This is a genomic window from Fictibacillus solisalsi, assembly GCF_900103485.1.
Classification (GTDB): Bacteria; Bacillota; Bacilli; order Bacillales; family Fictibacillaceae; genus Fictibacillus_C; species Fictibacillus_C solisalsi.
The window spans coordinates 88,483-113,315 of record NZ_FNHW01000003.1 but is presented as its reverse complement, the minus strand read 5'-3'; the positions used below and the strand labels follow the sequence as shown (position 1 = coordinate 113,315).

General features: G+C 43.7%; 29 protein-coding genes. 10 read left to right on the top strand and 19 right to left on the bottom strand.

The annotated features are described in order from the left end of the window. Positions 1-73 precede the first annotated feature (73 nt). From BLT53_RS20095 to BLT53_RS20065, 7 genes are all read right to left on the bottom strand, one after another. The gene (locus BLT53_RS20095) at positions 74-2,467 is read right to left on the bottom strand and encodes a YhgE/Pip domain-containing protein (RefSeq protein ID WP_090237773.1); all 2,394 of its coding nucleotides are present in this window, start codon (positions 2,465-2,467) and stop codon (positions 74-76) included. Between the two features lie 162 nt (positions 2,468-2,629). Then, a complete protein-coding gene (locus BLT53_RS20090; RefSeq protein ID WP_090237770.1) occupies positions 2,630-3,199 on the bottom strand; it encodes a TetR/AcrR family transcriptional regulator in 570 nt (189 codons plus the stop codon). Between the two features lie 84 nt (positions 3,200-3,283). Then, entirely contained in the window at positions 3,284-4,537 is a 1,254-nt protein-coding gene (locus tag BLT53_RS20085; protein WP_090237767.1) for an ATP-binding protein, read from the bottom strand. Positions 4,538-4,599: 62 nt separating this feature from the next. Then, complete coding sequence (gene hemY, locus BLT53_RS20080; RefSeq protein WP_090237765.1) at positions 4,600-6,012, bottom strand: protoporphyrinogen oxidase; 1,413 nt, start codon at positions 6,010-6,012, stop codon at positions 4,600-4,602. A 5-nt stretch (positions 6,013-6,017) separates the two neighbouring features. Beyond that, positions 6,018-6,956 carry a ferrochelatase gene (hemH, locus tag BLT53_RS20075; protein WP_090237762.1) on the bottom strand — a complete coding sequence of 313 codons (939 nt, stop codon included), beginning with the start codon at positions 6,954-6,956 and terminating at the stop codon, positions 6,018-6,020. Between the two features lie 5 nt (positions 6,957-6,961). Beyond that, positions 6,962-7,999 (bottom strand): uroporphyrinogen decarboxylase, encoded by a 1,038-nt coding sequence (gene hemE, locus BLT53_RS20070; RefSeq protein WP_425284724.1) that lies wholly within the window; start codon positions 7,997-7,999, stop codon positions 6,962-6,964. 218 nt (positions 8,000-8,217) lie between these two features. Further along, positions 8,218-10,353, bottom strand: coding sequence for a transglycosylase domain-containing protein (locus BLT53_RS20065; RefSeq protein WP_090237759.1), 2,136 nt, complete (start codon positions 10,351-10,353; stop codon positions 8,218-8,220). Between the two features lie 222 nt (positions 10,354-10,575). Here BLT53_RS20065 and BLT53_RS20060 point away from each other — a divergent pair, with 222 nt between their 5' ends. Next, the gene (locus BLT53_RS20060) at positions 10,576-11,070 is read left to right on the top strand and encodes an antibiotic biosynthesis monooxygenase family protein (protein ID WP_090237756.1); all 495 of its coding nucleotides are present in this window, start codon (positions 10,576-10,578) and stop codon (positions 11,068-11,070) included. A 142-nt stretch (positions 11,071-11,212) separates the two neighbouring features. After that, positions 11,213-12,103, top strand: coding sequence for a diacylglycerol/lipid kinase family protein (locus BLT53_RS20055; protein WP_090237753.1), 891 nt, complete (start codon positions 11,213-11,215; stop codon positions 12,101-12,103). 11 nt (positions 12,104-12,114) lie between these two features. On the opposite strand, the gene BLT53_RS20050 is transcribed toward BLT53_RS20055, so the two are convergent. The 3 genes from BLT53_RS20050 to BLT53_RS20040 all read right to left on the bottom strand — a co-directional run bounded on the left by BLT53_RS20050 (position 12,115) and on the right by BLT53_RS20040 (position 13,754). Beyond that, positions 12,115-12,798 carry a phosphatase PAP2 family protein gene (locus BLT53_RS20050; protein WP_090237750.1) on the bottom strand — a complete coding sequence of 228 codons (684 nt, stop codon included), beginning with the start codon at positions 12,796-12,798 and terminating at the stop codon, positions 12,115-12,117. Between the two features lie 78 nt (positions 12,799-12,876). Continuing rightward, positions 12,877-13,215 carry a DUF3243 domain-containing protein gene (locus BLT53_RS20045; protein WP_090237748.1) on the bottom strand — a complete coding sequence of 113 codons (339 nt, stop codon included), beginning with the start codon at positions 13,213-13,215 and terminating at the stop codon, positions 12,877-12,879. Positions 13,216-13,229: 14 nt separating this feature from the next. Further along, positions 13,230-13,754 (bottom strand): type 1 glutamine amidotransferase domain-containing protein, encoded by a 525-nt coding sequence (locus BLT53_RS20040; protein WP_090237746.1) that lies wholly within the window; start codon positions 13,752-13,754, stop codon positions 13,230-13,232. Between the two features lie 140 nt (positions 13,755-13,894). Here BLT53_RS20040 and BLT53_RS20035 point away from each other — a divergent pair, with 140 nt between their 5' ends. Further along, positions 13,895-14,326: a ferritin-like domain-containing protein gene (locus tag BLT53_RS20035; protein ID WP_061967247.1), complete on the top strand. Its 432-nt coding sequence runs from the start codon at positions 13,895-13,897 to the stop codon at positions 14,324-14,326. Between the two features lie 58 nt (positions 14,327-14,384). Here BLT53_RS20035 and BLT53_RS20030 read toward each other — a convergent pair whose 3' ends face one another. From BLT53_RS20030 to BLT53_RS20020, 3 genes are read right to left on the bottom strand one after another with little or no spacing between them, the layout of a single operon-like run. Then, a complete protein-coding gene (locus tag BLT53_RS20030) occupies positions 14,385-15,137 on the bottom strand; it encodes an EcsC family protein (protein ID WP_090237744.1) in 753 nt (250 codons plus the stop codon). A gap of 38 nt (positions 15,138-15,175) precedes the next feature. Continuing rightward, positions 15,176-16,393: an ABC transporter permease gene (locus tag BLT53_RS20025; protein WP_090237743.1), complete on the bottom strand. Its 1,218-nt coding sequence runs from the start codon at positions 16,391-16,393 to the stop codon at positions 15,176-15,178. Beyond that, positions 16,390-17,133, bottom strand: coding sequence for an ABC transporter ATP-binding protein (locus BLT53_RS20020; RefSeq protein ID WP_090237739.1), 744 nt, complete (start codon positions 17,131-17,133; stop codon positions 16,390-16,392). The genes BLT53_RS20025 and BLT53_RS20020 overlap by 4 nt, the downstream gene beginning before the upstream one ends. A 504-nt stretch (positions 17,134-17,637) precedes the next feature. Between BLT53_RS20020 and BLT53_RS20015 the strand changes: the two genes are divergently transcribed. From BLT53_RS20015 to BLT53_RS20005, 3 genes are all read left to right on the top strand, one after another. Then, positions 17,638-18,063 (top strand): HIT family protein, encoded by a 426-nt coding sequence (locus BLT53_RS20015; RefSeq protein ID WP_090237737.1) that lies wholly within the window; start codon positions 17,638-17,640, stop codon positions 18,061-18,063. A 62-nt stretch (positions 18,064-18,125) separates the two neighbouring features. After that, the gene (gene serC / locus BLT53_RS20010) at positions 18,126-19,211 is read left to right on the top strand and encodes a 3-phosphoserine/phosphohydroxythreonine transaminase (protein ID WP_090237735.1); all 1,086 of its coding nucleotides are present in this window, start codon (positions 18,126-18,128) and stop codon (positions 19,209-19,211) included. Positions 19,212-19,326: 115 nt separating this feature from the next. Continuing rightward, a complete protein-coding gene (locus BLT53_RS20005) occupies positions 19,327-19,878 on the top strand; it encodes a tryptophan transporter (protein ID WP_090237734.1) in 552 nt (183 codons plus the stop codon). A gap of 23 nt (positions 19,879-19,901) precedes the next feature. Here BLT53_RS20005 and BLT53_RS20000 read toward each other — a convergent pair whose 3' ends face one another. Beyond that, positions 19,902-20,318, bottom strand: a complete 417-nt coding sequence (locus tag BLT53_RS20000) for a YkvA family protein (RefSeq protein ID WP_090237732.1) — start codon at positions 20,316-20,318, stop codon at positions 19,902-19,904. A gap of 452 nt (positions 20,319-20,770) precedes the next feature. On the opposite strand from BLT53_RS20000, the gene BLT53_RS19990 reads away from it, so the two are divergent. Then, complete coding sequence (locus BLT53_RS19990) at positions 20,771-21,127, top strand: YtxH domain-containing protein (protein ID WP_090237729.1); 357 nt, start codon at positions 20,771-20,773, stop codon at positions 21,125-21,127. A gap of 202 nt (positions 21,128-21,329) precedes the next feature. After that, the gene (locus tag BLT53_RS19985) at positions 21,330-21,914 is read left to right on the top strand and encodes an HTH-type transcriptional regulator Hpr (protein WP_090237727.1); all 585 of its coding nucleotides are present in this window, start codon (positions 21,330-21,332) and stop codon (positions 21,912-21,914) included. Here BLT53_RS19985 and BLT53_RS19980 read toward each other — a convergent pair. Together BLT53_RS19980 and BLT53_RS19975 are read right to left on the bottom strand one after the other, a co-directional pair. Continuing rightward, positions 21,905-22,246 (bottom strand): DUF1878 family protein, encoded by a 342-nt coding sequence (locus BLT53_RS19980; protein ID WP_170834445.1) that lies wholly within the window; start codon positions 22,244-22,246, stop codon positions 21,905-21,907. The two genes, BLT53_RS19985 and BLT53_RS19980, sit on opposite strands and share 10 nt — an antisense overlap. Positions 22,247-22,368: 122 nt before the next feature. Further along, entirely contained in the window at positions 22,369-22,935 is a 567-nt protein-coding gene (locus BLT53_RS19975) for a YpmS family protein (protein WP_090237722.1), read from the bottom strand. A gap of 88 nt (positions 22,936-23,023) precedes the next feature. Between BLT53_RS19975 and BLT53_RS19970 the strand changes: the two genes are divergently transcribed. Further along, positions 23,024-23,209: a hypothetical protein gene (locus tag BLT53_RS19970; protein ID WP_090237720.1), complete on the top strand. Its 186-nt coding sequence runs from the start codon at positions 23,024-23,026 to the stop codon at positions 23,207-23,209. Positions 23,210-23,245: 36 nt separating this feature from the next. Here BLT53_RS19970 and BLT53_RS19965 read toward each other — a convergent pair whose 3' ends face one another. From BLT53_RS19965 to BLT53_RS19955, 3 genes are all read right to left on the bottom strand, one after another. Beyond that, on the bottom strand, positions 23,246-23,329 hold the full coding sequence (locus tag BLT53_RS19965; protein ID WP_074440427.1) for a YjcZ family sporulation protein: 84 nt from the start codon (positions 23,327-23,329) through the stop codon (positions 23,246-23,248). Between the two features lie 57 nt (positions 23,330-23,386). Then, the gene (locus BLT53_RS19960; RefSeq protein ID WP_074440426.1) at positions 23,387-23,482 is read right to left on the bottom strand and encodes a YjcZ family sporulation protein; all 96 of its coding nucleotides are present in this window, start codon (positions 23,480-23,482) and stop codon (positions 23,387-23,389) included. A gap of 117 nt (positions 23,483-23,599) precedes the next feature. Further along, positions 23,600-23,695, bottom strand: coding sequence for a YjcZ family sporulation protein (locus BLT53_RS19955; RefSeq protein ID WP_139168442.1), 96 nt, complete (start codon positions 23,693-23,695; stop codon positions 23,600-23,602). Positions 23,696-23,907: 212 nt separating this feature from the next. Here BLT53_RS19955 and BLT53_RS19950 point away from each other — a divergent pair, with 212 nt between their 5' ends. Then, complete coding sequence (locus tag BLT53_RS19950; RefSeq protein ID WP_090237716.1) at positions 23,908-24,786, top strand: peptidylprolyl isomerase; 879 nt, start codon at positions 23,908-23,910, stop codon at positions 24,784-24,786. Positions 24,787-24,833 lie beyond the last annotated feature (47 nt).

Genomic DNA, 24,833 nt, shown 5'->3' with positions numbered 1-24,833 from the left:
AAACCAAGTTAGCAAGCAAACCATCAGCAATAAAAAAAGCAGCCCTTTCGCTTCCGAAAGGACCGCTTTACTATTAATTAGTATTCGCTGTGTTCTCGTCATTTTTGAACTTTTTCATTTTAAAGGCAAAGAATAGAAGAGAAGCTGCAAGCATCGGCACCATAAAGTAGCCCAGTATAATGGCATTTTGCCACATCAGGCTGTAATCTCCGGTGGTGATGACTGCTCTTAACCCTGCGATGGAATAGGACATCGGCATAAAGGAATGAACCGTCTGTAAAGAAGAAGGAATCATTTCAGTCGGGAATGTACCTCCGCTCGACGTCAATTGGAAAATCAGCATCAGGATAACGATAAATCTTCCCGGATTTCCCATGGATGATACCAGAAACTGTATGATCGCCATGAACGTTAAACTGATGATGATACTGAAAACGATAAACCTTCCTGTGCTCTGTACTTCCAAATCCAGTCCCTTGAGCAGGATGAAATCTGCAATTAATGCTTGAATAATTCCTGTTACCGCCATAAAAGCATATTTGCTGAAGAACCAACTGAAGGCGTTTTTAGGCTTAACCGCAGGTTCGACCAGCGGAAAGACAATGGTAAGCATGAGTGCACCCACAAAAAGACCAAGGGAAAGGAAGTAAGGGGCAAGCCCTGTACCATAGGTCATATCCTTTACAGTACTTGCATTAAGGGCTTTGACCGGATTGGATATCATTTTAATCTCATCGTCAGTGGCTTTCGCTTTTCCGGCTTTGTCCGCTGCCTTGTGAAGTTCTCCGGCAAGCTCCTTATTGCCCGAATGGATGGAATCCACTCCGGAAGCCAAGTCTCCGGCGCCTTTATTCAACTCCTGGGCTCCTGCACTTAGTTTCCCTGAACCGTCCTTGGCACTTTGAATACCTTGGGTTAAATCGATGCTTCCTTGGGCCAATTTGGATTGGCCTTCATTCAGTTTGCCTACATTCTCAACAAGTGATGGCCAACTTTTGGCCAGGCTGCCTGTTCCTTCACTTACTTGTGCAGAACCGGCCGCTAATTGATCGGCTCCATTCTTTGCTTCACCAATTTTGGACATGAAGGTTTTTGTGCCATCCAACAGTTTTTGCTGGCCTGCTGCGAGCTGATCAATGCCCTCCACCAATTTTTTCTGACCGGTATGAAGGGTTCTTACACCTTGCTGAAACAATGACTGTCCTTGTTGAAGCTGACTTGCGCCTGTAGACAGCTCATTTGCTCCTTCTTTAAGTGGAAGAGCCCCTTCGGCAACTTTTTGGGTTCCCTGGCTCACCTGCTGGCTGCCTGCTTCAAGAGCCGCAACCCTTGCCAGGATTTCTGCTTTTGGCATATCCGGGTTCTTTTCCAAATCGGCCTTTAACGCAGAAAGGCCATCGCTGACTTTTGCTGCTCCTGCGGCTGTTTGATCGGCACCGTCTTTAAGTGAAGACGCACCTGCTGAAAGTTCACCGGCACCTTTTTTTAAACGTTCTGCACCAGCTAGCAAATCTTCTCCTTTTTCATCAAGCGTCGCGGAACCAGCGTAAGCCGCATCTGCACCAGATTTCAGCTCATTTGCCCCTTGGAAGGATTGCTTCTGGCCTGATGTGATTTGACTTCCTTTTTCGTTTAACTCACCCAAGCCAGCAGCAAGGCTGTTAGTGCCCTGAGTAAGCTTCTCAGCTCCGCTATTCAACTTGTTGATATCGGAGGTTTTCTGCTTCATTCCTGCATACAGCATGTCTGTGCCGTTCTTGGAAGCCTTCAACCCTGATGACAGCTGGGAAGAACCTCCCTCCAATTCTCCAAGTCCGCTTTCAAGGTCTTTTGTTTTATTGGACAGGGTTTCCGTGCCTTTCGCCAAATCGTGCGAACCCGTGGAGGCTTTTGAAGAGCCTTTTGCCAGTTTTCCAGCTCCATCCGAAGCCTTCTTAAACCCGTCTCCCATTTCACCAATCTTATCAAAGATGACTCCGGTATAGGTTTTTGAAATTTGGTTGGACAGCTTGTTTTCAAGCTGTTGTACCCCTTTTTGACCAATTTGAGATGCCAGATAGTTATATCCCGAATTGGTTTTATACGTTAATTGCAGCTTGTCCGGATGGGGATCCATTGCTGTCTTGGCTTTTTTTGAAAAATTGTCCGGAACCTCAATCACTGCATAATACTGGTTTTCTTTAAGTCCGTTTTCGGCTTGTTTTTTTCCTACAAACTCCCATTTAAAATCGGGATTATCCTTTAATTCCTTGACGAGATCATCCCCGATCCGGAGTTTTTCTCCATCCATTACAGCACCTTTGTCCTCGTTAACAACAGCGACAGGCAGCTGATCCGTATGGGAATAAGGATCCCAAAAAGCCCATAGATAGATGCCAGCGTAAAGAATAGGAATAAATAAAATAGCCGCCACTGGTATCAGTAATTTTGGATTGCGCAGGACGGATTGAAATTGTTTCAAAATCACTTGTTTTCACCCATTTCTTTCAGTTAATACATAATGACCATTTTAGTCATATGGTCAATTTTGTTTAAAAAAAGAGATCTTTTTAAAAGATCGCTGCAAAAATGACTAAAATCAAAAATTGGTCATTACTAAAATATCACGAGTTTCCCCTGTTTGCAACTGTTACTTTCTTAAACCGGTAATAAGGATATTTTCAAAGATGTCGGCGATTTCTTCCTTGCTTAACGGCTTGTGCTCCATTTCCCAGTCAAATACAAGCGAGATATACATCTTCAACATGACATAGGAAGCAATTTCTGTATTGCATTTCTTAATTTCACCTTTTTCGATTGCCTTATCAAGCTCTTGCCTGATGAATGACATTACCGCTGTTTCCAGCATATTGCTTGCTTCTTTTACTGCAGGAGTATTCATCTCTCTGCCTTCCTGCGCAATTTTGATGGCAAGCTGGTGAGACTTGCGAAAGTCCAAAACGCCATAAAGGGCAGCATGAAGATTTTCATGAAATGGGCGTTCTTGCCGAATCGCCTCCACCGCTACATGTTTAATTTGCTGAACAAGGTCCAATACTATTTCTTTAAAAAGCTCCTCTTTATTTTCAAAAAAAGTATAAATCGTTCCCTTTCCAACATTGGCAATTTTCGCTACCTGGTCCATTGTGGTTGCCTTGTAACCGAACAAAGTAAATGACTTGGCAGCTGCTTCTAAGATATTATGTCTACGATCAACCATGGGCACATTTCCTTTCATTGACCGTTTTTCAGAACTGGTCAATTCCTCATTTTACCATGTAACGATTCTTTATACAAGATTCATTTAAGGAGAAGAAACCGGCAATGTGAGCAAGACTCTCGTTCCCTCCAGTGGCTTGCTTTCATATTGGACACTGCCTCCGATTTCCCTGATCAGCCGGTTAATAATCATGGTGCCAAGACCAGTGCCTTTTGTTTTTGTCGTGTAAAAGGGCAACCCGATATTTTGAAGCTCCTCTTCCGTCATCCCTTTGCCATTATCCTCAATAACAAGCGTCACGGAGTTTTTTGAAGAAGAGTGCTTATAGATATCAATCATTCCTTCTTTCCCTTCGGTTGCCTCAATGGCATTTTTTATAATATTAATCAAACACTGCTTGATATGCTGGGAATCTCCGACAATCTGGTAAGGCCGCTTTGTTTCTTTATACTGAATAGAAGCGCTATGCAAAGCACCATATGGAGTGATGAGCGCCAGCGTATCATTAATCACTTCATTCAAGGAAAGAACAGTCAGCTCAGGAGCGGAAGGCCTGACCAGCATCAGAAAATCCGTAATGATTTTATTTGTACGGTCAAGTTCGTCCAAAATAAGCGGCGAAAATTCCTTGAGTTTCTTGTCCTCCGTGTCTTTCGCTAAAAACTGGATGAGTCCCCTCACCGTGGTCATCGGATTTCTGACTTCATGGGCAATAGCGGCAGCCATTTGCCCCACGACTGACAGTTTATCAAGGTAGGCGGTTTCTTCCAATCTCATGTTCACCGCAGTCAGCCTTTCAATCAGTAAAATAGTAGAGAAAAAGGAAATATGAAAAGAGGTAAAATACACCCAGTAAAAATCAACAGGCAAAAAGCTTAACCGGTTATGGATGATCATCATATAAATGACTGTATAAATGGATGCAATCACGATGCCTGCTTTCCATTTCTTTTTGTTCTCTGTAAAAAATCCCTTGTAGGCTGCTGCAATAAGGAATGCGATCAATGCCAGACCTACACCAACCATTGCAAAATTCCCGCCAATAAATAAGCGTGCCGCACAGACAAACAAGGTACAAATAGCTCCAGGGAGCAGTCCTCCGTATAAGGTGGCCACCATAATTGGAACGTTTCGTAAATCAAAAACAGAATCCTGAAGCGTCTGGATTGGATAGACCATGCAAAGCAGAGCACATGCACTCGCGATCAAGCCATAAATGCCTTTCATGCGAAGGGTAAACTCCCGCCTGATCATAAATGGAATCAGTGTGTTGGCAATATAGGTTAATGAAAACACAATCGCAATATTCACAAATAATGGCTGTAAAAAGTCCCTCATTTTATTAAAGCTCCTTCAAAAATCCCTTAACCCCTAGAGAAAAGCGGCAGGCGCCAATGGGCCTACCGCAAATTTTGAACAATATGCATTACCGCTTTTTCAGCTGAAGCCACACAATCGGGAAGCCCTACCCCTTCATAGGAAGCACCTGCTGCATAAACACCGGGAAAATGCTCAGAAAGGTTAGCCTGCAGTCTCTCCCATTGCTGCTTATGGTTAACTTCATATTGAGGCATGGATTGAACCCAGCGGGACACATAATAAAACTGTGGTTCATCGGCAATATCCATAATGGTATTTAAATCCTTCAATACGGTTTTCAATATCGTCTCATCCGACTCAAAAACAATATCCTGATTGTTGGCCCGACCCACATAACAACGCAGCAGCACCATTCCCTCAGGCGTAGTATGCGGCCATTTCCGATGGGTCCATGTGCATGCGGTAATGGTTGTCGGCTCTTTTCTGGAAATGACAAACCCTGTTCCGTTAATATCCTTCTTCAATGCTGAAGCAGGAAAAGCCATCGCTACTGTTGCTACTGAGGTAGATGGGGTGGCGTGGAATCCGTCTACTCTTAAATGTTCCGGAAGCAGCTGTTTTGTCACCGAATAGGGAGAAGCCAAAATCACAGCATCTGCATGCGTGTTGGTTCCATCCTCTAAATCGATCCGGTATCTGCCTGTTTCTTCCCTTACTACTCCTGAAACCTTTTTGTTTTTCCATATGCTTTCCGATTCCAGTCGTTCCTCAATTCTTTCTACAAGCGATTCTAGCCCGGAAGACAGCGTGAGAAACTGCCCTTTTTTCTTTCCATACATTCCCGGACGGTCGGATGGCTTTGGAATGTTTTGTTTCATACCAAGAATAAGGCTTCTTGATTTTTTTTCAACATCCTGAAACTGCGGAAATGTCGATTGCAGACTCAACCGGTCGATGTCGCCGGCATAAATGCCCGAGAGCAAAGGCTCGATCAAGTTCTCCACCACTTGGTCCCCCAGCCTTCTTCTGAAAAAGTGGCCCACTGAAATATCGGTATCTGCTTCTTCACGCCGTGGAAGAACGAGATCAAGCGCGGCTCTGGCTTTCCCAGCCGGAGAAAACAATTTGGTTTTAATAAAGGGGCCTACTTTCGTAGGAACACCCATAACCGCGCCTTCGGGTATGCGATGAAGGGTTCCCCCGGACATCACATAAGCTTGTCCCGTTTCATTGTTGACCAGTTTGTCAGCAAGCCCTGCCTGCTCAATCAGACGTGTCATGCTTTTTTTCCGCCCAAGGTAGGAGTCCGGCCCCCGTTCGATCACAAATCCATCACGATGAATGGTTTTGATCTTACCGCCAAGCCGGCTTGAAGCTTCAATCAATGTATAGGTTATCGGAAGGCCTTTTTCCTTCGCTTGCTGAAGGTAGAAAGCTGCCGTCAGGCCGGTTATTCCTCCGCCAATTATTACCACATGCTGCCGTTTGGGCATGATTATCACTTTCCTTCTTGGGTTAAAGCTTCTGATAAAACATCAGCGAGTGCGCCAATAAATTCATCCTTGGCATTCGGCATTGCCGGGCGGTAATAATTTACGCCCAGTTCTTCGGTTACAACCTTGCACTCATAATCATTATCAAACAAAACCTCGAGGTGATCAGCAACAAAGCCGACCGGACAATACACGTAGGATGTATATCCATGTTCTTTATATAAATCTCTCGTCAAATCTTGTACATCAGGACCGATCCAGGGTTCAGGCGTATTTCCTGCACTTTGCCAGCCGATTGTATAATGAGCGATTCCGGCTTTGCCCGCGATAAGGTCTGCCGTTTCTTTCAACTGATCAGGATAGGGATCTCCCATTTTCAAAATGCGTTCGGGCAGGCTGTGGGCAGAAAAGATAACGACTGTCTTTTCCTTTTCGTCCGATGAAATCCCGCTCATAACCTTATTAATCTCCGTTACCCAATAGTCAATAAATTTCGGATGATCATACCACTGGTCGATTGAGGTCAGTTGAATACCAACGTTTTCTGCCTCTTCAGCTGCACGTCCATTATAGGATTTTACACTGAAGGTGGAATAGTGCGGCGCAAGAACGATGGACACCGCTTCCGTTATTCCGTCTTCTTTCATCTGCTTAACCGCATCCTCAATGAAAGGGTCAATGTGCTTCAAGCCCAAATAGCTTTTAAATTCCACATCGCTAAAGCGGCGGTTCAGCTCCTCTTCGAGCCGAAAAGCCTGTTCCTCGGTGATTTTAGCCAGCGGGGATATTCCTCCGATCATCTCATAACGGTGTGTGAGATCCTGAAGCTGTTCTTCGGATGGCTTACGTCCGCGGCGAATGTGAGTATAGTATGATTCTACTTCATCGAGACTTCGCGGTGTGCCGTAAGCCATGACAAGCAATCCCATTTTTCGTTTTCCCATTTATTTCACCCCAATTTTTTAGAAGAGTATTCGTGTATAAAAGCGGTCAGACGTTGCAATGTTTCCACCTGTACCTGAGGGAAAATCCCTTTCCCCACATTAAAGATGAACCCCGGCTCTTCCATTCCTTCATTGAGGATTTGCATGGCTTTTTCCTCAATGACCTTCCAGGGAGCCAGTAAAATGGAAGGATCCAGATTGCCCTGAAGCGCTTTGGTCACTCCCATTTCTCTCGCTTCCCTAGGAGACGTTCTCCAATCCAGCCCAATCACATCGATGGGCAGGTCATTCCAGTCCTGCAAAAGGTGGCGTGCCCCGGTTCCATAAAGAATAAGGGGAACTCCCTCGGTGCGCAGTTCAGAAAAGATACGATTCATCACCGGTTTGATGTAATGTCTGAAGTCTTCGGCGTTCAGGGCGCCAACCCAAGAATCGAAGATCTGGAACGCCTGTGCACCTGAAGCAATCTGTGCTTTTGCATAAGCAATCGTCATGTCACCCAGTTTATCCATAAGCAAAAACCAGGCTTCAGGATCTGAATACATGAATGCTTTTGTATGATGATAGTCTCTTGAAGGTCCTCCTTCAATCATATAGCTTGCGATCGTGAACGGAGCCCCTGCAAAAGTAATTAACGGCACATCAAGCTGCTGGCGGAGAAGCTGAATCGTTTCCAAAACATAAGGAACATCCTTTTGCGGTTTAATCATACCCAGTTTCTCAACATCTTCCATCGTCCGGACAGGTGCATCAATCACCGGGCCAACGCCGGACTTGATCTCAACATTTACTCCAAGAGCGGGAACGGGAGACATAATGTCCTTATAAAGGATTGCCGCATCAACTCCGTGCTGATCAACGGGCAATTTAGTAACCTGGGCACAAAGCTCCGGGCGGTGAGTAATGTCGAAAAGCGAATATTTTTCTTTCAGTTTTCGGTATTCCGGTTGAGATCGCCCTGCCTGGCGCATATACCATACCGGCACAAAACTGTTTTCCTCTTTTCGACAGGCTTTTAAAAACTCCTCATTCATCATCAACATCAACACACCTTTCTGCTTTGAAGCAAAAGCCCGATCCACATTTTTCCCTGCTTTGTGTCCCGACCTATTATGAATTCCTTGATGATCAGAAACCCGTTCGCTCCATTATCCATAGAACATTGTAAAAGAATTCACAATAAATGTATAGCGTACGGATTTAAATGTCATGAATTCGACAAGCGGCTACAGACGAATATCATTTACAGCTGTTAAAAGTGTTAGCGGAACAGATCAAGCGCAACAGAATTGGATGGCTCCCCCTCCTGATCAGTTTGCGGATTCAGGGGCACCACGTAGAATTTAGGCATGGTGAACAAATATCTTCCTGAAACTGTATAAGAGCCCTTTCCGGTTACTGTATCGACATGTGTGGATTCTCCATCTTTTATAGCATAAATCTTGTACTGGAGACGTTCATCGTCAGATGGCGTCCAGGAAAGTTTAATCCCGGGCACACCGAAACCCCCAAGGGCAAAGTTTGCTTTTAAATCACTGATTTTGATCAAATCCACTGGTGGATCGAGTTCTTTCACACCTTTTGGTCTCTTGAACGTCAGCCCCCGCTGAGACGGCATTTGGGAGATCACATCTTTAAAAAGAAGCGTCGCCTTTTCACTCGATGTGTTCAAGTAGCTTTCGTTTGTGGTCCTGTCATATCCAATCCATGCGGCTCCTACCACTTTTGGCGTGTACCCGACAAACCAGGCATCTTTGTTTGCATGAGGAACTCCTTCATAATTCGTAGTACCAGTTTTGCCCGCCAGTTCTGTACCGGCGTTTCCGGATTTCCCTGTCCCTTTTTCAACTACCTGCTGAAGCATGCGGGTCATATACCATGCGGTTTGTTTTTTAAATACTTTCTTTTCTTTATGGCTGGCCTTTCCGACAAGCTCTCCGTTTCGGTCATAGATTTTGGCAATCGCATACGGTTTGATCGTCTTTCCTTCCCTGGCAAACGACCGGTAGGCGGCCATCATCTGATAGGGGGATACGCCATTATCCAGACCGCCAAGCGCAATGCCGAGCCCTTTGTCCGGGATGTCCATACCAAGCTTCTTCAGTGCTGCTTTAGACTGGTCGATGCCCAGCTCATTGAGAAGCCATACCGCGGGAGCATTAATTGAATCCCTTATGGCTTCGGCCATGGATACTTTGCCCCGGTATTTTCCGTCATAGTTTTTGGGCGCATAGCCTTTGTAGCTAAGCTGCTCGTCTTTTAGCATCGAATACGGTTTGTACGCCTTGGTTTCCAGAGCTGGTGCATAAACCGCCAATGGTTTGAAGGCAGAACCAGGCTGGCGATTGACATTCACCCGGTTAAGGCCTTCTCTTAAATATCCTCTTCCTCCTTGTGCAGCAATGATTCCGCCCGTGTCTGCGTCCATCATTACCATTGCGCCTTCAGGACGCTCCTGCCCCGTTCCGACAAAATAGTCGGGTTTTAAAAAGGTTTGATAAAGGGTCTCCTGTGTGTCTTTCTGGAGCGGCACGACCACTTTATAACCGCCTTTGCGCATTTCCTCGCGCGTTAGATGATATCTGTCCTTTGCTTCATCAAGCACCATATCAATGTATGTGGTTAGGGCTGGATTTCGTTCTTCCTTATGAAGATTCAGAGAAATCGTTTTGCCCTTCGCTCTTACCGCCTGTTCAGCGGTAATGAAATGATGCTTGGCCATCAGATCCAACACAAGGTCCCTTCTTTTTTTACTGGCCTCTCGATGCTCAATCGGTGAATAGTAGCTTGGTGCTTTTGGCATTCCTGCAAGCATAGCTCCTTCTTCAAGCGTCAGATCACTTACATCTTTATTAAAATAAAATTTGGAAGCGGCCTGAATCCCATATGCACCATGTCCAAAATAAATTTGGTTAAGGTACATTTCCAAAATTTTATCTTTGCTGTATCTTCTTTCAAGATTAATGGCAATGACAGCTTCTTTCGTTTTTCGGAGCAGTGATTTTTCATGAGAAAGAAAAACGTTCTTTGCCAGCTGCTGAGTAATCGTGCTTCCTCCCTCAACTTTATGCCCCGCGGCAATATCCCGGTAAACTGCACGGGCGATAGAGCGAAAATCAAGGCCGTGGTGTTCATAAAATCTCGTATCTTCCACCGCCACAAACGCATCTTTCACCTCATTCGGAATCTCTTTCCCAGATACCAGCTCCCGGTTTTCAGAATAGATTCGTGTAATGGTATTCCCCCTTAAGTCGACCAGTTTTGAAGCAGAGTTCATGACAAGGTCCTTCTCATCCACCACATAATCCCCAGCCATGAGTATAAATAAATAGCCCATAAATCCCGCTATAAAGATCCCAATTAGTAAACCAATGCCCAGCATTCCATTTTTAAACACGCCATGTACCTCTCTTTATGACAAAGTTTCCCTATCAACGTGCCTTACTGATTGCTTATTTTACTATATTATTACAGATTACGCGAAAAGAAGGATAAATCACATAATACTGTAGACGCTATTCATAAACTTAACACTCGTTTATTATTTGCATTCAGCGGGTAATTCATGAATTAGAAGCTTTCTTCCCACTACTATCTGACCAAAAAGGAGCGGTTATATATGAAGCTATTTATCACTTACGGAACACAGCATTATCTAGAAAAACTGCCGGAAGCCTCTCATGAACATGCCATCCTGCTCGAAAGCGGGGGAGATGCGGCATTATTGGCCGAAAATGAGGAAGCAAATCCTTTTGAAGAAGGACATTCATATGAAATTCTGAATTCACGCGGAAACCTTAAAAATGGTTCATTTGCCGTGTTGAACCACATTCAGGTCACCGATGAAGGACGTGCCCTTTTTGAGGAACGATTCCAGCAGAGAGCCGGTCTTGTGGAAAAAGAACCCGGATTTGCAGCAATTCGCGTATTGCGGCCAGACAAAAATGACCCTTATATCATCCTGACGTTATGGGAGTCACAATCAGACTTTATCAATTGGCAGCAATCTTCCGCCTATGCAGAGGCCCACAAGGACAGGGGCACAGGCGGCGGTCTTCCACAAACATTGTTTTCCGGACCATCGTATGCAAAGCAATACAGAGTACTTTCCTAATCACCTTCATATACATTCTCTCAGCTTAGCCTGCAGGCATCCGTAAGCCGTGCAGGTTTTTCCTTGTGGGAAATAAATTCAGGAAGATATGATAAATCGATAGGAGCGTGCGAATACTTTTAGTAAATGAGGAGGGATTCATATGAAAAAAGCAGCAATTATCCTGAATCCGTTTGCGGGAAACAAACAGCTCGTTGATAATATAGATGATGTGGTCAAAAAATTAGAAGAAGGCTACAGCGAGGTTATTCTCTACAAAACAAAAGAAGAAGGAGACGGCGGCAGATTTCTGACAGAGATTGCAGCAGATGTGGATTTGATTATCGGAGCTGGTGGAGACGGGACGATTCATGAACTTGTGAACGCTCTATGCCCTCTTGAAAATCGTCCAATCTTCGCCATATTGCCCGGGGGCACATGCAACGATTTTTCACGTGCCATTGGTATGGATCAGGACCCTTTTAAGGCCTTGGATCAGATTCTCGAGAACAGAATTGAAAAACTGGATGTCGGCCATTGCAGCACAAACTACTTCCTTAACTTTTGGGGAATCGGCTTAATCACTCAAGTCTCTGCGAATATTGACAGCCAGGTTAAAGACCGGTTTGGCCGCTTGTCTTACTACCTTTCTACTGCACAGACGGTGAAAAATTATAAATCGTTTCATCTCGAAATTGAAAGCCCTGATTTCACCTATACCGGAGATGCCTCCATGCTGATTGTCGGAAACGGCCCGTTTACCGGAGGCATTAGAGCGTTCTTTCCTGACACGGACATTCAGGACGGAAAGTTTGACATCCTGATTGTAAAAGAACCCTCACTAAAATTAATCTGGGATGCGGTTCAATCCAAAATAATGAACACCACACCTGCCAATGAAGATCTGCTATACTATAAAACCAGTTTATTGTCAGTGACCGCCACACCCGGCCAATTGATTGACTGTGACGGAGAACGAAATGCAAGAACGCCGGCAAAACTCGAAAACTTGAAGAACTACTTGTCTGTTGTCGTCGGCCAATTCCCGGTTTGATTACGTTGTCTTTAAGGGTTACGCCTTTTATAAAAATAAACGGCTTCAAGTGCAGCTACACATAATAGAAGCCATACGAGGCCAGCAGCATAACCGGCAATCACATCTGATGGATAGTGGACACCCAGATATATCCGGCTAATTCCAATTAAAATGATGACAGCACCGAAAAGAAAGGCCCAGAGAAATTTAATGCCAGCCGTCCTTTTACTCCTGACAACCAAGTATCCGAGAAATCCATAATAAACTAAACTTCCCATCGCATGTCCGCTAGGAAAACTGAAGCCCAGAGCTTCAACAATCGGATCTGTGTGGGGCCGTTTTCTTTGGAATGCACCTTTCAGGATCAGGTTCAGCAAGCCTCCCCCGCCAACGGCAATAAGAAAAAAGAGCATTCCCCAAATATTTTTGCGTTTAAGCCATAACCACAACATTCCTGCTGCTACCAGGATTCCCAGCGCTAGTTTTGATCCAATTTCAGTAAAAACAAGCATGATCCGGTCCATTGCCGGTGATGAATACGAACGAACAGCATCAATAATGACGGGATCAAATCCAAACGTTTTCTTTTCCAATACGTCTTCCGATAATTCAGCAAAAATCAAAAGACAAGCTGTGGCCAGTCCAAAACCGGCCAGAAGCAAAAGCGTCGGGATAAGAGGAAAAGATACTTTTTTGATCAAGCGTTTAATCATTTGTGCACCTCTTGCAAAAGAATAACTTATTAAACGAAAAAAAGCTGCCAGGGGTTTCAAAATGGCAGCTTTTTCTCTCTATTGTACAAGTTTAATGAGCATATGGGCCAATTGGTGCTTTTGCTGATCATCTCCAACCTTCCAAAGCTCCTTAAGAAGATTTTCTTCTGCGTTGCGCGGTTCTTCTGTTTGTGCAAGATGTTCAGCGACCTTTTGTGCTGCTTTGGCCAAAGTTTCTTCATCAAGTCCCAATTTTTCGCCAAGCGCTACTCTTGTGTGGAGGTAAGATTTAAATTCTGCAAAGTTGTGCAGTATTTCATCTTTTCGCTCGTCACTGATGCGATCAACGGTGTCATCGACGTTGTTGAGGTTTATTGTATCGTCTTTGTGCAAAATATGTTTTTCTTCATTGTCCATGGCCTTTTTCTCCTTTATTGATTTAATTTTGAAAGGATAGAGAGTGATTCTCGGTTAAACGCTGGAATATCGTCCGGCTGTCTGCTCGTAACTAGATTTCCGCCGCAAACGGCAACCTCTTCATCGACAAAGTTGGCACCCGCATTTTTTAGGTCCACCTTGATGGAATTATAGCCCGTTACTTTGCGGTCCTTTAGCACGCCTGCCGTAATGAGCAGCTGAGGCCCATGGCAGATTGCAAAAATGGGCTTTCCGCTGTCAGCAAATTCTTTGGCAAAGCTGACAAAACGCTCATCATCTCTTAACTGGTCCGGAGAGAACCCGCCAGGGATAAACAGCGCATCAAAATCCGCAGAACTGACCTCACCGATTCCTGCATCTGAGGTGACGGTTGCTTCCTGCTGTTTCCCTTTTAGGGTTTGTCCTTTTTCAAACCCGATTACTGTTACTTGGTGCCCAGCTTCCTTGTAAGCTTTGGCTGGATCGGTGAACTCGACGTCTTCAAACAAATTAGTTAATACAGTTGCAATTTTAGCCATCTGCAATCCTCTCCTCTTCAGTAATCTACACCCATTAACATTTCCTTTTGACAAAAGAAGTAAACCCGTTTTTTCAGTAGTTTATTACATGTTTAAATAGGGAAGTATATAGCTGAATGAATATTGGGAGGTAATGTAAAATGGAAAAAGATTTAGAAGTATTGATTGAAGGACTGAACGAAGACCTAGCCAACGAATATTCAGCGATCATTATGTACAACCATAATGCAGCCACTGTATCCGGAATTTTCCGCCAGGTTCTGAAGCCGTTTTTCGAATCCGAAATTGGTGACGAACAGGGACATGCCTTGTATCTTGCCGAGAAAATCAGCACGCTGGGCGGTACCCCAACGACCACGCCAAAAGAAGTAAAACAGGTGAATGATGTCCGCCAAATGCTTGAAGAAGCCCGTAATGCGGAAATTGATACAATCCGCCGTTATGAAGAGCGAAAAGAACAGGCATCCAAGCTTAACATGACTGAATTGGTCGTGCAGCTGGAGGATATGATTGCGGATGAAACTAAACATAAAGAAGAAATGGATCGCTTGCTAAAAGATAACCGATTCTAAAAAAAGGAAATGCGATATAAAGCTGCTGCTTTCCCCAGGGGTGAAGCAGCAGCTTTTTTTAAAGCCAGCCCTTTTGTTTTAGTTCCTTGACTGTACGAAGTCGAAAACAGTTTTTAGCTGTCTTTCCCAGCTCATCAAGAAAGCGGTAATTGGCAAAGGCTCCTACCACTGCACCAAAGCCCGGAACCATTTGGAGCATCTTCACCAAGTCAATGTGATCTCTGTAATCCTGTTGCAGTGTCTGCCAGTCAATCCCCTGCAAGTATTGCTGCTCCGCCGGGAAATCACCGATCGTATCCTCCCAGTTCAGAATCCTTTCAAGAAGCTCCACCCGTTTAAACGGACTGCTGTAAGCCAGCTGAAAAATATAAAGAATGTAAAGCCGCTCCCGGTAATCCTTCACATCGAACCCGTATATCCCCGCAGCATCGAATAGAAATTTCATTTTTATACCTAAAAGGATAGGGAAATCGGCAAGCCCCAGCAAAAATCCGCCGGCTCCTGTACCTGCTCCTTCCACCGCTGCTGTCCGCCGGTAAGAAACGATGAGATCATCCGCTGCTTCATCACTTTCCCTGAGACTGCGGGGAACCAATGGCTGTTTTTTCGAAATGTACTCCGACCCGATCAATGTCCCATGCACCATGCTTTTTATACTTTTCGTGAGCATCAGATGCACCTTTTCCGGAAGCATGCTGTTGAATCGGTTCTGCAGTTTTTTTGAAGAGCGGTCCCAAAGAGAAGGCTCTTTCCTCATCTCTTGCTCCCACCTGTGAAGATCCGCTAATATTTCGGTTTCATACCTGCTCATGGACTCGCCTCTTTCATGAACTTCAGGGTTGTTTTATTCTACCTTACTCGCAACAGCTGCTTTTTAGTATAGTATTCGGTAAACAACCAGACAAAAATAACAGCAAGAACGGCACAGACTACTCCATTGGTCCATGTTCCCCCCATGGCGAGAAGGAAGGCTACGTAAAGAACAGCCTGAATGAGCATCAGCAGTCGCAGCCATTTTTGAAACGCCCGGAGGCGCCACTGGTGCTTCACTGGATAGAGTTCAAACCAGACATTCCCCTTATGATGCTTATACAGAGGCAAAAGCTGTATCCCTGTAGCATGCAGAAAAAGAAGAACGAGGGCAGGATGCCACCAGCCTTGTGGAATCCAAAAAAGAAACAGTCCTCCAATAAGAATCAGACGAATATAAATGCCGAAATAATCGTTGGAACGGAAAAAGGTTTTTCTGTACAAGCCGTCAAACGTGTGGCTGTGACTGTAAGAAACTTTCGATAGCGAAGATAGCCATGCCCGAGGCCGTACCCTTTGAGCCAGCTGCGGCACATCGGTAAACAGGTTGGCTACACGGTAAAGCTTCATCATCATTCCGTTTTCCACTTCCAGGAGGTGCTCCCACTTGTAACCGTGGGCCTTTTTGATATAACCAAACACGAAGTTTGATAAAACGTACATAATAGCAAGAATAGCGATTAAAAACACATAGGCCTTTTGGAACAAAAGATATACAAATACCGCATTAACAGCAAGACGGAGGTATGTATGATTCCTTCTGTTCCTATTAAAGGGCAGCCGCTGCTCCTCCCACGATGTTTTGATGTTCCACAGCTTGGCGGCGAGCAAAAGAACAATCGTGATGATCATTTCCAGCCCCCTGCCGGAAATATATTTCGAAAACAACGGTCCCAAAGCCACAAAAACAAGAACCACAATAAACGATTGAACAACCATGGAATACCGGATGGAATGTCTGAAATACTCCTTCATTCGCGATTCAACCGGCAAAAGAAACACAAGATCTCCGTTCCTTAAGAAGGTACGGACCGGGCTTTTCGTAAGTAAATAGGCAAAAACAGCAACGAACAGCCACAGTGCTGGAAAATTATCAGGAAGCTGTTTCAGAATACGGGCGTAATAGAAACTTCCAGTCACAAAAAGGATATACAAGGACAGCATGAATCCGCTGTTACCGATCAGCCTGAAATAACGAAGCGCCAGGCTGAAGTATTGATCCTTCCTCACACGCCAAATTTTTGTGAAATCTATCATGGCCGCTTCCCTCTGCTCGCATAAATATAGATGTCATCCAGGGTGGCATCAGGATTCCCCAACTGGTCTTTAAGCTCCTGAAGGGTTCCCTGCATAGCGATTTTTCCTTCATGCAGGATAATAAACCGGTCACAATACCGTTCAGCGGTCGCAAGAATATGCGTGGACATCAGGATTCCCGCCCCATTGTTTTTAAAGGTTTGCATAAGCTCCAAAAAAGAATGGATGCCAAGCGGATCAAGACCAACAAATGGCTCATCAACGATATAAAGTTCAGGCTCAACGAGAAAGGCACACAAAATCATTACCTTCTGGCGCATTCCTTTTGAAAAGTGGCCCGGAAACCATTTAATTTTGTTTTCCATATTGAATTCCGCCAAAAGCGGCCGAACCCTCGTTAAAAATGTCTGTTCTTCAAGCCCGTATGCCATCGCCGTCATTTCAAGATGCTCCCACAGAGTTAGCTCTTCATAAAGAATGGGTGTTTCCGGTATGTATGACAACTGTCCTCTGTATTCTTCCGGTTCCTCCTGAAACGTTTTTCCATTAATCTTTGTTGTTCCCTTGCTTGGCTCCATTAACCCCAATACATGCTTGATCGTTGTACTTTTTCCTGCGCCGTTTAATCCGATCAACCCGACGATTTCATTGGCATGCACATTAAAGGAGACATCGTGCAGGACGGGTCTGTCGGGAGAATACCCCCCTGTTAAACCAGTGATTTCGAGAATTTTTTTCATATTCAATATCCCTTCTTTTGGACCTTTGTTTCTAGTTTGGTAAAACCGTTTCGATATTATTTCAACAAAAGCTGTCCTTTGGCAAAGAACAGCCTGCACTCCTGTCTGAATTCCTTTTCATCATACTATTTTTCTTTTTTGTTTTCCAACAGCGGCAATTTTAATGGATAAACTTCAACAGATCTGGCAACCCTAAAAAGGAAGAAGGCATCCCCCCTTCTTCAAGGGAGATTTCAGGTACTATATCACGATTTGAACAACCAAATTCAGGGAGATGATTCTCTTGGAAAAGATTATAGCTTACCCAGGCATATAATCCAATGGAATGAGGTGTTCGCTAAAAAATCGGAATGTATGTTTCCAGGTTCTCCTTTCTTCTCTAACCTCTATAGGAAGAGAGCTCTGCATACGCAGGGCTCTTTTTCTTATGTAAATTTCTAAATGTTCCAATAACATATAGTCCCGACTTGTGCTAAAATGAGAAAAAACATTTGAGGTGATGGAATGAATCATGATGATCAATGCATTTTTTGTAAAATTATAAAAGGTGACATCCCTTCCTACAAGGTCTATGAGGATGAGAATGTAGTGGCGTTTTTGGATATCAGCCAGGTCACAAAAGGACACACCCTGGTGATCCCAAAATCTCATCACAAAGATGTGTTTGCCCTGCCGTCTGAGACAGCCGGAAAGTTGTTCTCTGCGGTACCGCATATCGCCACTGCCATTAAAGAAGCGTTTGATCCGATCGGTTTAAATGTGCTTAACAATAATGGCGAAGCAGCCGGACAATCTGTATTCCACTATCATGTACATATTATCCCGCGCTACGGGAAAGGTGATGGCTTTGGAGCGGTTTGGGAAACACATGATTACACCAGAGAACAATTTGAGGAAATATCGAGCAGTATAGCAGCCCGTCTTTCCTGATCAATACGATCACTGCCTGTTTAAAGGCAGTTTTTTATTTCACCAGAGGAGGAATTGCATTCATGAAACACGTATATAATTTCAACGCCGGTCCCGCGGCTTTGCCGCGGGAAGTACTGCAAAAAGCGAAAGAAGAACTTTTGGACTTTGAAGATACAGGAATGAGCATCATGGAGCACAGTCACCGCGGAAAGCATTATGAAGCTGTGCATGAACAGGCAAAAAACCTGTTAAAGGAGCTCTTATCCATCCCCGATGAGTATGAGATCCTATTTCTACAGGGTGGTGCAAGCCTGCAGTTTGCCATGATCCCCATGAATTTCATGAAACAAAACCAAAAGCCAGGCTACATTCTTACAGGGTCATGGTCAGAGAAAGCCCTGAAGGAAGCGAAAAAAATTGGGGAAGCTGAGGAAATTGTATCAGGCAAATCTTCCAACTATTCCTCCATCCCGGAAATCCCTTCTCTTTTTTCCGATGACTATACGTATGTACACGTGACAAGCAACAACACCATTTTCGGTACGCAATGGGCCTCGTTCGACCACCTTGAGCACCCATTCTTGATCGCTGATATGTCCAGTGACATTCTCAGCAAACGATTTCCGGTTGAAAAGTTCGGAATGATCTATGCAGGCGCACAGAAGAATCTGGGGCCAGCTGGTGTTACCGTTGTTATTATGCGAAAAGAGGTAGCGGACAAAGCAAACAAAGAACTTCCGACTATACTCTCTTATGAAACACATATGAAAAACCGTTCGCTTTATAATACACCACCTACATTTTCAATCTATCTGCTCAAACTTGTACTGGAGTGGGCAAAAGAACTGGGCGGTCTTGAAGAACTGGAAAGACGGAACAAGGAAAAAGCAAAGCTCATTTATGACGCTATTGATGAAAGCGGCGGCTTTTATACCGGCCATGCCGAAAAAGACAGCCGTTCTTTGATGAACATTACCTTCACCTTGCAAAACGAAGAGCTTACGAAGCAATTTTTAAAAGAGGCACAGGAACAAGGATTTTCTGGACTTGCCGGCCACCGTTCTGTTGGGGGATGCAGAGCTTCTGCGTATAATGCGGTTCCTTTGGAAGCATGCCAAGCGTTAAAGAAATTCATGATTGAGTTTCAGGAAAAACAAGGTAATTAGGGCTTGTTGCCTGTTCAATGCTAATGAAATTTGTTAAAATAAGATGAACTTCTTTGCAGAGGGCACGAGAGCACCTATGAAGGAAGTAATTAGTTGAGTTGAGGAGAGATGAGAGATGAAAACAAGATCTTTAGCAATAACTGCTGTACTTTTAGCATTGGGGTATGTCCTGCATGCCGTTATGCCCCCTTTATTTTTGGGCATGAGGCCTGACATGATGCTGACCATGCTATTTTTGACCATTATTATGTTTCCGGCGGTGTCCAATGTGATTGTCGCTGCACTGGCAACAGGGGCCATTACAGCTATTACAACCACTTTTCCCGGCGGGCAGATTGCCAACCTGGTGGACAAACCAATCAGTGCACTCGTATTTCTGGCACTATTTCTCATGATTTCACGTATTAAGCTAAATGCCCTGACCGCTGCAATTCTTACGCTTGTCGGAACCATTGTGAGCGGGACCATTTTCCTTGGAACGGCTCTTTTCGTAGCCGGACTTCCCGGAACATTTTCAGCCCTGTTCCTCACCGTCGTTCTGCCGACAGCTGCTATTAACTGCGTGGTCATGTTCGTGATTTACCCTGTAGCAAACAGTGTGCGTAAACGTACAGCGCCACAGAACAACAAAGGGATTGCAGCTCAAAATACAGCAAGAAAAGCATAACAAAAAAGGGCCGGTACCTGGAATTAAGGTGCCGGCTTTATTGTTTGCTCTTTTTCTTCCCATTCCATGTAGTGATCGATTTCTTCCTTGATTGTTTTGTATAAAAAAGCGAGTACAGCCGCATCATCCAATAATCCAATTCCCACTAGGAAGTCGGGAACCGCATCAATCGGGCTGACAAAGTAAAGCAGTGCAGCAATGACAAGCATCATTGATTTTTTTGATACTTCTCGGTACGTGCCATCACGGTAATGCTTCACCAGCCGGATCAAGCCGCTCACCTGGGTGATCAGCTCGCGAAGGCCGCTGCTGTTCTGCGCGGTTTCAGTTTTCTTCTCCGCATCCGTGATCAGCTCGCCCGTTTGCTTATCATCATCGAGAATGACAGAAGCTTTACTTTTCATTTTGTTAAAATAGTTGCCAATGGTGTGACGCTCCATAATACTAAACCCCTCCTCTTGACTTGTTGTTATTATACCTTTATCTACTTTATTTCTAACATAAAAAAGCCGATTCACAAAGAATCAGCTTTCCCCCTTTTTCATTATTTTATGACAAATACAACCAAAAAAATCAAAAGTCCGCTAATGCCCATAAGACCGACAAATAAAGCTTTTTTTCTTTGTCTAATAATCTGTGTGTTACGAAAAGAGTACTGGCGGGTAGTATTTAATGAGTACAGCATACGTATAACCAGAAACAGTCCTGCAGCCAGAAAAAGCCAAGATGTCCAGCTCATTTGTCCCTCACTCCCTATTAAGATATGCAGGCGCATGTCCAAACATGCCGAAAAACATCGTTAAATATTTCTCATTTCGGGAAATTTTTTAATAGGAATTTTTCTTTAACAGCAAGAAAGTAATTAATAAATATAAAAGAGGAGGAATTAATCATGGCTAAAACAAAATCTCTACTTTACGGTTTCGCGATCGGAACAATTATTACAGGTGCCACTGCACTTCTCTCCGCTCCCAAATCAGGGAAAGATGTCAGACAGGATATTAAAAACGGGGCGGCCAAGCTGAAAGGCTCGGTTTCCAAAATGAAGCAAAACAGCATCACATTGAAGGAAAAGGTGATGTTTGTATCAAAGGAAGGCAAAGAAGCCTTCAAGCAGGCATCAGCTGATCTGAAAAAAGACATCAGCCACTGGAAGGAAGATGTACAGCCCAACATGGAACATATTCAGGAGGGTGTAAAGGAAATCCAGGGTACCATTGAAGAGACAAAAAGCACCGTTGCAAAATAAAATCCATCAGGGATCTCCTAAAAAGGAGATTTCTTTTGTTACGGACGAAATCATCGTTGCTATCTTATCATACTTAAGTTTCGCGCCTTTATTACCAATTTTTCTTGCGTTTTTCAAAAATTTTACTTTCTTATTATAGGAAACACTGGCATAATGAGGAATAGATTGATGTTCTTATATGTTGTGATGGAGGGCATTTGGTATGGAAAAGGATAATTTAACGAGTTTAAAAGAAGCGATGATTTTCAGTCAGACATTCGCTCAAATCAGTAAAGCGCTATGGAAAAGTGTGGAAAAAGACTGGCAAAATTGGATCAAGGATTTTGGGTTAAACATAAATGAACACCATATTTTATGGATTGCTCACCATCTGGAAGGAGCAAGCATTTCCGATATCGCAAAGTTTGGTGTCATGCATGTTTCCACTGCATTCAATTTTTCGAAAAAGCTGGAAGAACAAGGATATCTGTCTTTTTCTAAAAGAGAAAACGACAAGCGAAATACATACATTCAATTGACAGATAAGGGTGAAGAATTGCTCTTAAAAACAATGAAAACGTATGATCCAGCCAAATTTGGTGTTTATACATCCGCACTGCCAATCAAGGATCTTTTTGGGAAGTTTCCCGAATTTCCTGAGATTATGAGCATGCTCCGAAATATTTATGGTGAGGATTTTATGACTATTTTTAACAAACTGGAAGAAAAAATAGAGGAAAGCCTTGAAGAGAAAGCACCGAGCAATGTCATTCCGCTGACTCCAGAGCTGGCTAGCGTTCATTCATAACGCCGTGCCAGTTCATAGAGTTTATCCATTAGTTCTGGATGAATTCCCTGGAGACGCAGAGCCTCGATGGTTTCTCTCGGCTTCAGCTTTGAATTGAGCATTCCGGCAAAATGGAGAAGAAGAGGAAGGTACTGGACATAACCGTTCTCCGTCTGAGCGGTGAAACGCCGGTGAAGTTCATTACACAATGAAAGGACATCTTCCACTTCTGCCTCGGTGAGGTGTTTTTCCATCACCAGTGTGTAAAAGGGATATGTCCTTAAATTAATCGATTGTACAGTCAGCCGGTTATAATACTCCAGCCGTTCAACACGTTCTTCAATCGTTTCCATCTTCATCCTGCTTTCTTTATCGTGGATCTATACTTTCTATTGTATAGCAAAGCCGCCTTTTTTGTAAGGCGGCTTTCTTGTTTTCTTCAAAATTTCTCCATATACTGCCTGCTTGTCAGGAATTACTTGCTCAGTACATCGATGATAATTTCATCGTTTGTTAAATCCACTTTTTTTGCCTTTACTTCAATATGTTTTTTTACCTTCATCTTTGTCAGCTGGACCTGGATCAGTTCCTCCTGCGGATAAACCTTGACCCACTTCGGCAGATCCACCGTATTGGATACCAGAGTGAGAACCTGTTCTCCCGGCAGATTCAGCCTTCCTACCCTGACATTCTTTTCATGTAGGACCAAGTCACCGTTTTTCATTACTTCAGGATCGAGGTCCATCTGGTACATGATTTCCCGTCCAAACAAGTCTGCCTTACCAAGCAGTTTTACCTGATCGGTTAGCTCAGCTTTCATTTTCACACCTTTTTGATCTTCGAGCTCTTTATTCATTAAAAAAGCAGCCTGCTCCTTGCCTGTATGTATGGTGAACAACTTTTTCCCGGCCGGCAGTGTCTCATTGGCCGCTTTATCAAAATTCTTTTCCCCTCCGGAAAACAACAAAGAAACGATGATGATGAGCCCGATGACCACGAGACCAGCCAAGGTCAAAAAGCCCCACTTCCATTTATTTATCATTTATATCCTCCATCCGTGCATTTTTCTATTCTTATTCTCCAACTTTTGTTAAAGTAAGAATGGTAGCTTTTTATGGAGGTATTGTAACATGCCAGGATTAATATTTGTAATTCTTGCTCCTATATTTTTGTTCATCTTTAATGCCCTGACGAATGAACTTTGTGCAAAAAAGTCCATTCCGGCTGAAAGTCAGCCCAATGTATTCCGTACAATCAATGTTTTAATTACATTGCTTTTAATCAGTGCCTATGTAGAAAACATTTTTACATACTAACAAAGGGGATGGCATACACCTCCCCTTCGTGCTTCATTAGCAGAAACAAATACAGCCAATAATAATGAGTAGAATAATCAATACAACAATCAGCTCAAAGCCGCCAGCTATACCGCTCATTGTTTTACCTCCTCCGGCAAAAATCACCGGTTTACTGCTAAAGTGCACGGCAGGTGCTTAGCACCAGCCTCCCCAACATACACATCCGACGATGATCAACAGAATAAACAACACAACGATTAACGCGAAGCCTCTTCCATGTGCGAAACCCATGATGCCACCTCCTTTATTTCTTACGGTATCCTATGCAGCCTATTCTCTCAGGGCCTAGGCGAATGCCTGAATTCGTGAAGATTTTTTAAACGAATGCCTACTCGTCCTTTTGGTTCCTTAGCATGTAAAGCAGGTACAACCAATGATAATCAGCAAAATAAATAGAATAATCAGGAGTAAAAAGCTATGGCCCAATCCTGTACCGCACCCCATTCTAATCTCCTCCTTTGGTCTTCTCCACATCATATAGTGATATGTCACGGTTTGATTAGACGAATGTCACGGTTTTCGAAAATTTCTTCCTGGCTTGCAAAGTAAATATGTGTAATTTTTCTCATAATTGTCAGGATGCATAGTACTTTTTTGAATGTTTATGCTATAGTAGAAACAGTGAAAATATTACTCGAACAGTGGGAGTGTGTCAGATGAAAAAATGGTTAGTGTCCCTTGGACTTGCTGCCGGAGTTCTGTCGCTGTCTGCGTGCAACTCAGGTGCAGGATCAGAGAAAGTTGTGGAATCCAAAGCTGGAGACATCACCAAGGATCAATTCTACAATGAGCTTAAGGCCCAGTATGGCGACCAGGTTCTTAAGCAAATGGTAGATAACAAGCTACTCGAAAAAAAGTACAAGGTTACGGATAAAGAAATTAACACCGAAATCGATAAAATCAAAAAAGAGCTGGGCGGCGATGACCAGTTTAAACAAGCGTTGGAGCAAAACGGCATCAAGAGTGAAAAAGACTTGAAAAAGCTTGTGAAAACCCAGCTGTTAAATAAAAAAGCGGCAACGGACGGCGTAAAAGTCAGTGATAAAGAAATGCAGAAGCTCTTCAATGACAAGTACAAAGAAGAAGTAAAAGCGAGCCACATTCTTGTCGATGATAAAAAGACAGCAGATGAAGTAAAGGCGAAGCTTGATAAAGGCGGAGATTTCAAAAAACTTGCTGAGCAGTATTCCAAAGACCCAGGTTCAAAAACCAAAGGTGGGGAACTCGGCTACTTTGGCAAGGGGCAAATGGTTCCTGAGTTTGACAAGGTTGCATTCAAACTGAAGCCTGGACAAGTCAGCGATCCGATAAAGACTCAGTTCGGCTACCATATTATTAAAGTGGAAGACAAAAAGACCAATAAGTTCGAAGATAAAAAGAAACAAATCAAGGAAGAATTGCAGCAGCAAAAAGCAAAATCAACTGACGAAGTCATTTCCAAGCTTCAGAAGGATGCAGACATCAAGATCAACGACAAAGATCTTAAGGATGCCCTTAAGAAGCAAGATACCCAATTACCGCAGCAAACACAGTAAATATGGGATATAGCCATTTGAGGATGCTCATCAAGAGTCTCCTCTTT

Excerpts from the sequence above, each read along its gene's own strand:
- BLT53_RS20040 (WP_090237746.1), bottom strand. The coding sequence starts at position 13,754 with ATGGCTAAAATTGCAACTGTATTAACTAATTTGTTTGAAGACGTCGAG.
- serC (WP_090237735.1), top strand. The coding sequence starts at position 18,126 with ATGAAACACGTATATAATTTCAACGCCGGTCCCGCGGCTTTGCCGCGG.
- BLT53_RS20020 (WP_090237739.1), bottom strand. The coding sequence starts at position 17,133 with ATGAAAAAAATTCTCGAAATCACTGGTTTAACAGGGGGGTATTCTCCC.
- BLT53_RS20060 (WP_090237756.1), top strand. The coding sequence starts at position 10,576 with ATGAAGCTATTTATCACTTACGGAACACAGCATTATCTAGAAAAACTG.
- BLT53_RS19990 (WP_090237729.1), top strand. The coding sequence starts at position 20,771 with ATGGCTAAAACAAAATCTCTACTTTACGGTTTCGCGATCGGAACAATT.
- BLT53_RS20045 (WP_090237748.1), bottom strand. The coding sequence starts at position 13,215 with ATGGACAATGAAGAAAAACATATTTTGCACAAAGACGATACAATAAAC.
- BLT53_RS19955 (WP_139168442.1), bottom strand. The coding sequence starts at position 23,695 with ATGGGGTGCGGTACAGGATTGGGCCATAGCTTTTTACTCCTGATTATT.
- BLT53_RS19970 (WP_090237720.1), top strand. The coding sequence starts at position 23,024 with ATGCCAGGATTAATATTTGTAATTCTTGCTCCTATATTTTTGTTCATC.
- hemH (WP_090237762.1), bottom strand. The coding sequence starts at position 6,956 with ATGGGAAAACGAAAAATGGGATTGCTTGTCATGGCTTACGGCACACCG.
- BLT53_RS19950 (WP_090237716.1), top strand. The coding sequence starts at position 23,908 with ATGAAAAAATGGTTAGTGTCCCTTGGACTTGCTGCCGGAGTTCTGTCG.
- BLT53_RS20015 (WP_090237737.1), top strand. The coding sequence starts at position 17,638 with ATGAATCATGATGATCAATGCATTTTTTGTAAAATTATAAAAGGTGAC.
- hemY (WP_090237765.1), bottom strand. The coding sequence starts at position 6,012 with ATGCCCAAACGGCAGCATGTGGTAATAATTGGCGGAGGAATAACCGGC.
- BLT53_RS20035 (WP_061967247.1), top strand. The coding sequence starts at position 13,895 with ATGGAAAAAGATTTAGAAGTATTGATTGAAGGACTGAACGAAGACCTA.
- BLT53_RS19980 (WP_170834445.1), bottom strand. The coding sequence starts at position 22,246 with ATGGAAACGATTGAAGAACGTGTTGAACGGCTGGAGTATTATAACCGG.
- BLT53_RS19960 (WP_074440426.1), bottom strand. The coding sequence starts at position 23,482 with ATGGGTTTCGCACATGGAAGAGGCTTCGCGTTAATCGTTGTGTTGTTT.
- BLT53_RS20055 (WP_090237753.1), top strand. The coding sequence starts at position 11,213 with ATGAAAAAAGCAGCAATTATCCTGAATCCGTTTGCGGGAAACAAACAG.
- BLT53_RS19975 (WP_090237722.1), bottom strand. The coding sequence starts at position 22,935 with ATGATAAATAAATGGAAGTGGGGCTTTTTGACCTTGGCTGGTCTCGTG.
- BLT53_RS20030 (WP_090237744.1), bottom strand. The coding sequence starts at position 15,137 with ATGAGCAGGTATGAAACCGAAATATTAGCGGATCTTCACAGGTGGGAG.
- hemE (WP_425284724.1), bottom strand. The coding sequence starts at position 7,999 with ATGTTGATGATGAATGAGGAGTTTTTAAAAGCCTGTCGAAAAGAGGAA.
- BLT53_RS20090 (WP_090237770.1), bottom strand. The coding sequence starts at position 3,199 with ATGGTTGATCGTAGACATAATATCTTAGAAGCAGCTGCCAAGTCATTT.
- BLT53_RS20085 (WP_090237767.1), bottom strand. The coding sequence starts at position 4,537 with ATGAGGGACTTTTTACAGCCATTATTTGTGAATATTGCGATTGTGTTT.
- BLT53_RS19985 (WP_090237727.1), top strand. The coding sequence starts at position 21,330 with ATGGAAAAGGATAATTTAACGAGTTTAAAAGAAGCGATGATTTTCAGT.
- BLT53_RS20000 (WP_090237732.1), bottom strand. The coding sequence starts at position 20,318 with ATGGAGCGTCACACCATTGGCAACTATTTTAACAAAATGAAAAGTAAA.
- BLT53_RS20050 (WP_090237750.1), bottom strand. The coding sequence starts at position 12,798 with ATGATTAAACGCTTGATCAAAAAAGTATCTTTTCCTCTTATCCCGACG.
- BLT53_RS20025 (WP_090237743.1), bottom strand. The coding sequence starts at position 16,393 with ATGATAGATTTCACAAAAATTTGGCGTGTGAGGAAGGATCAATACTTC.
- BLT53_RS19965 (WP_074440427.1), bottom strand. The coding sequence starts at position 23,329 with ATGAGCGGTATAGCTGGCGGCTTTGAGCTGATTGTTGTATTGATTATT.
- BLT53_RS20005 (WP_090237734.1), top strand. The coding sequence starts at position 19,327 with ATGAAAACAAGATCTTTAGCAATAACTGCTGTACTTTTAGCATTGGGG.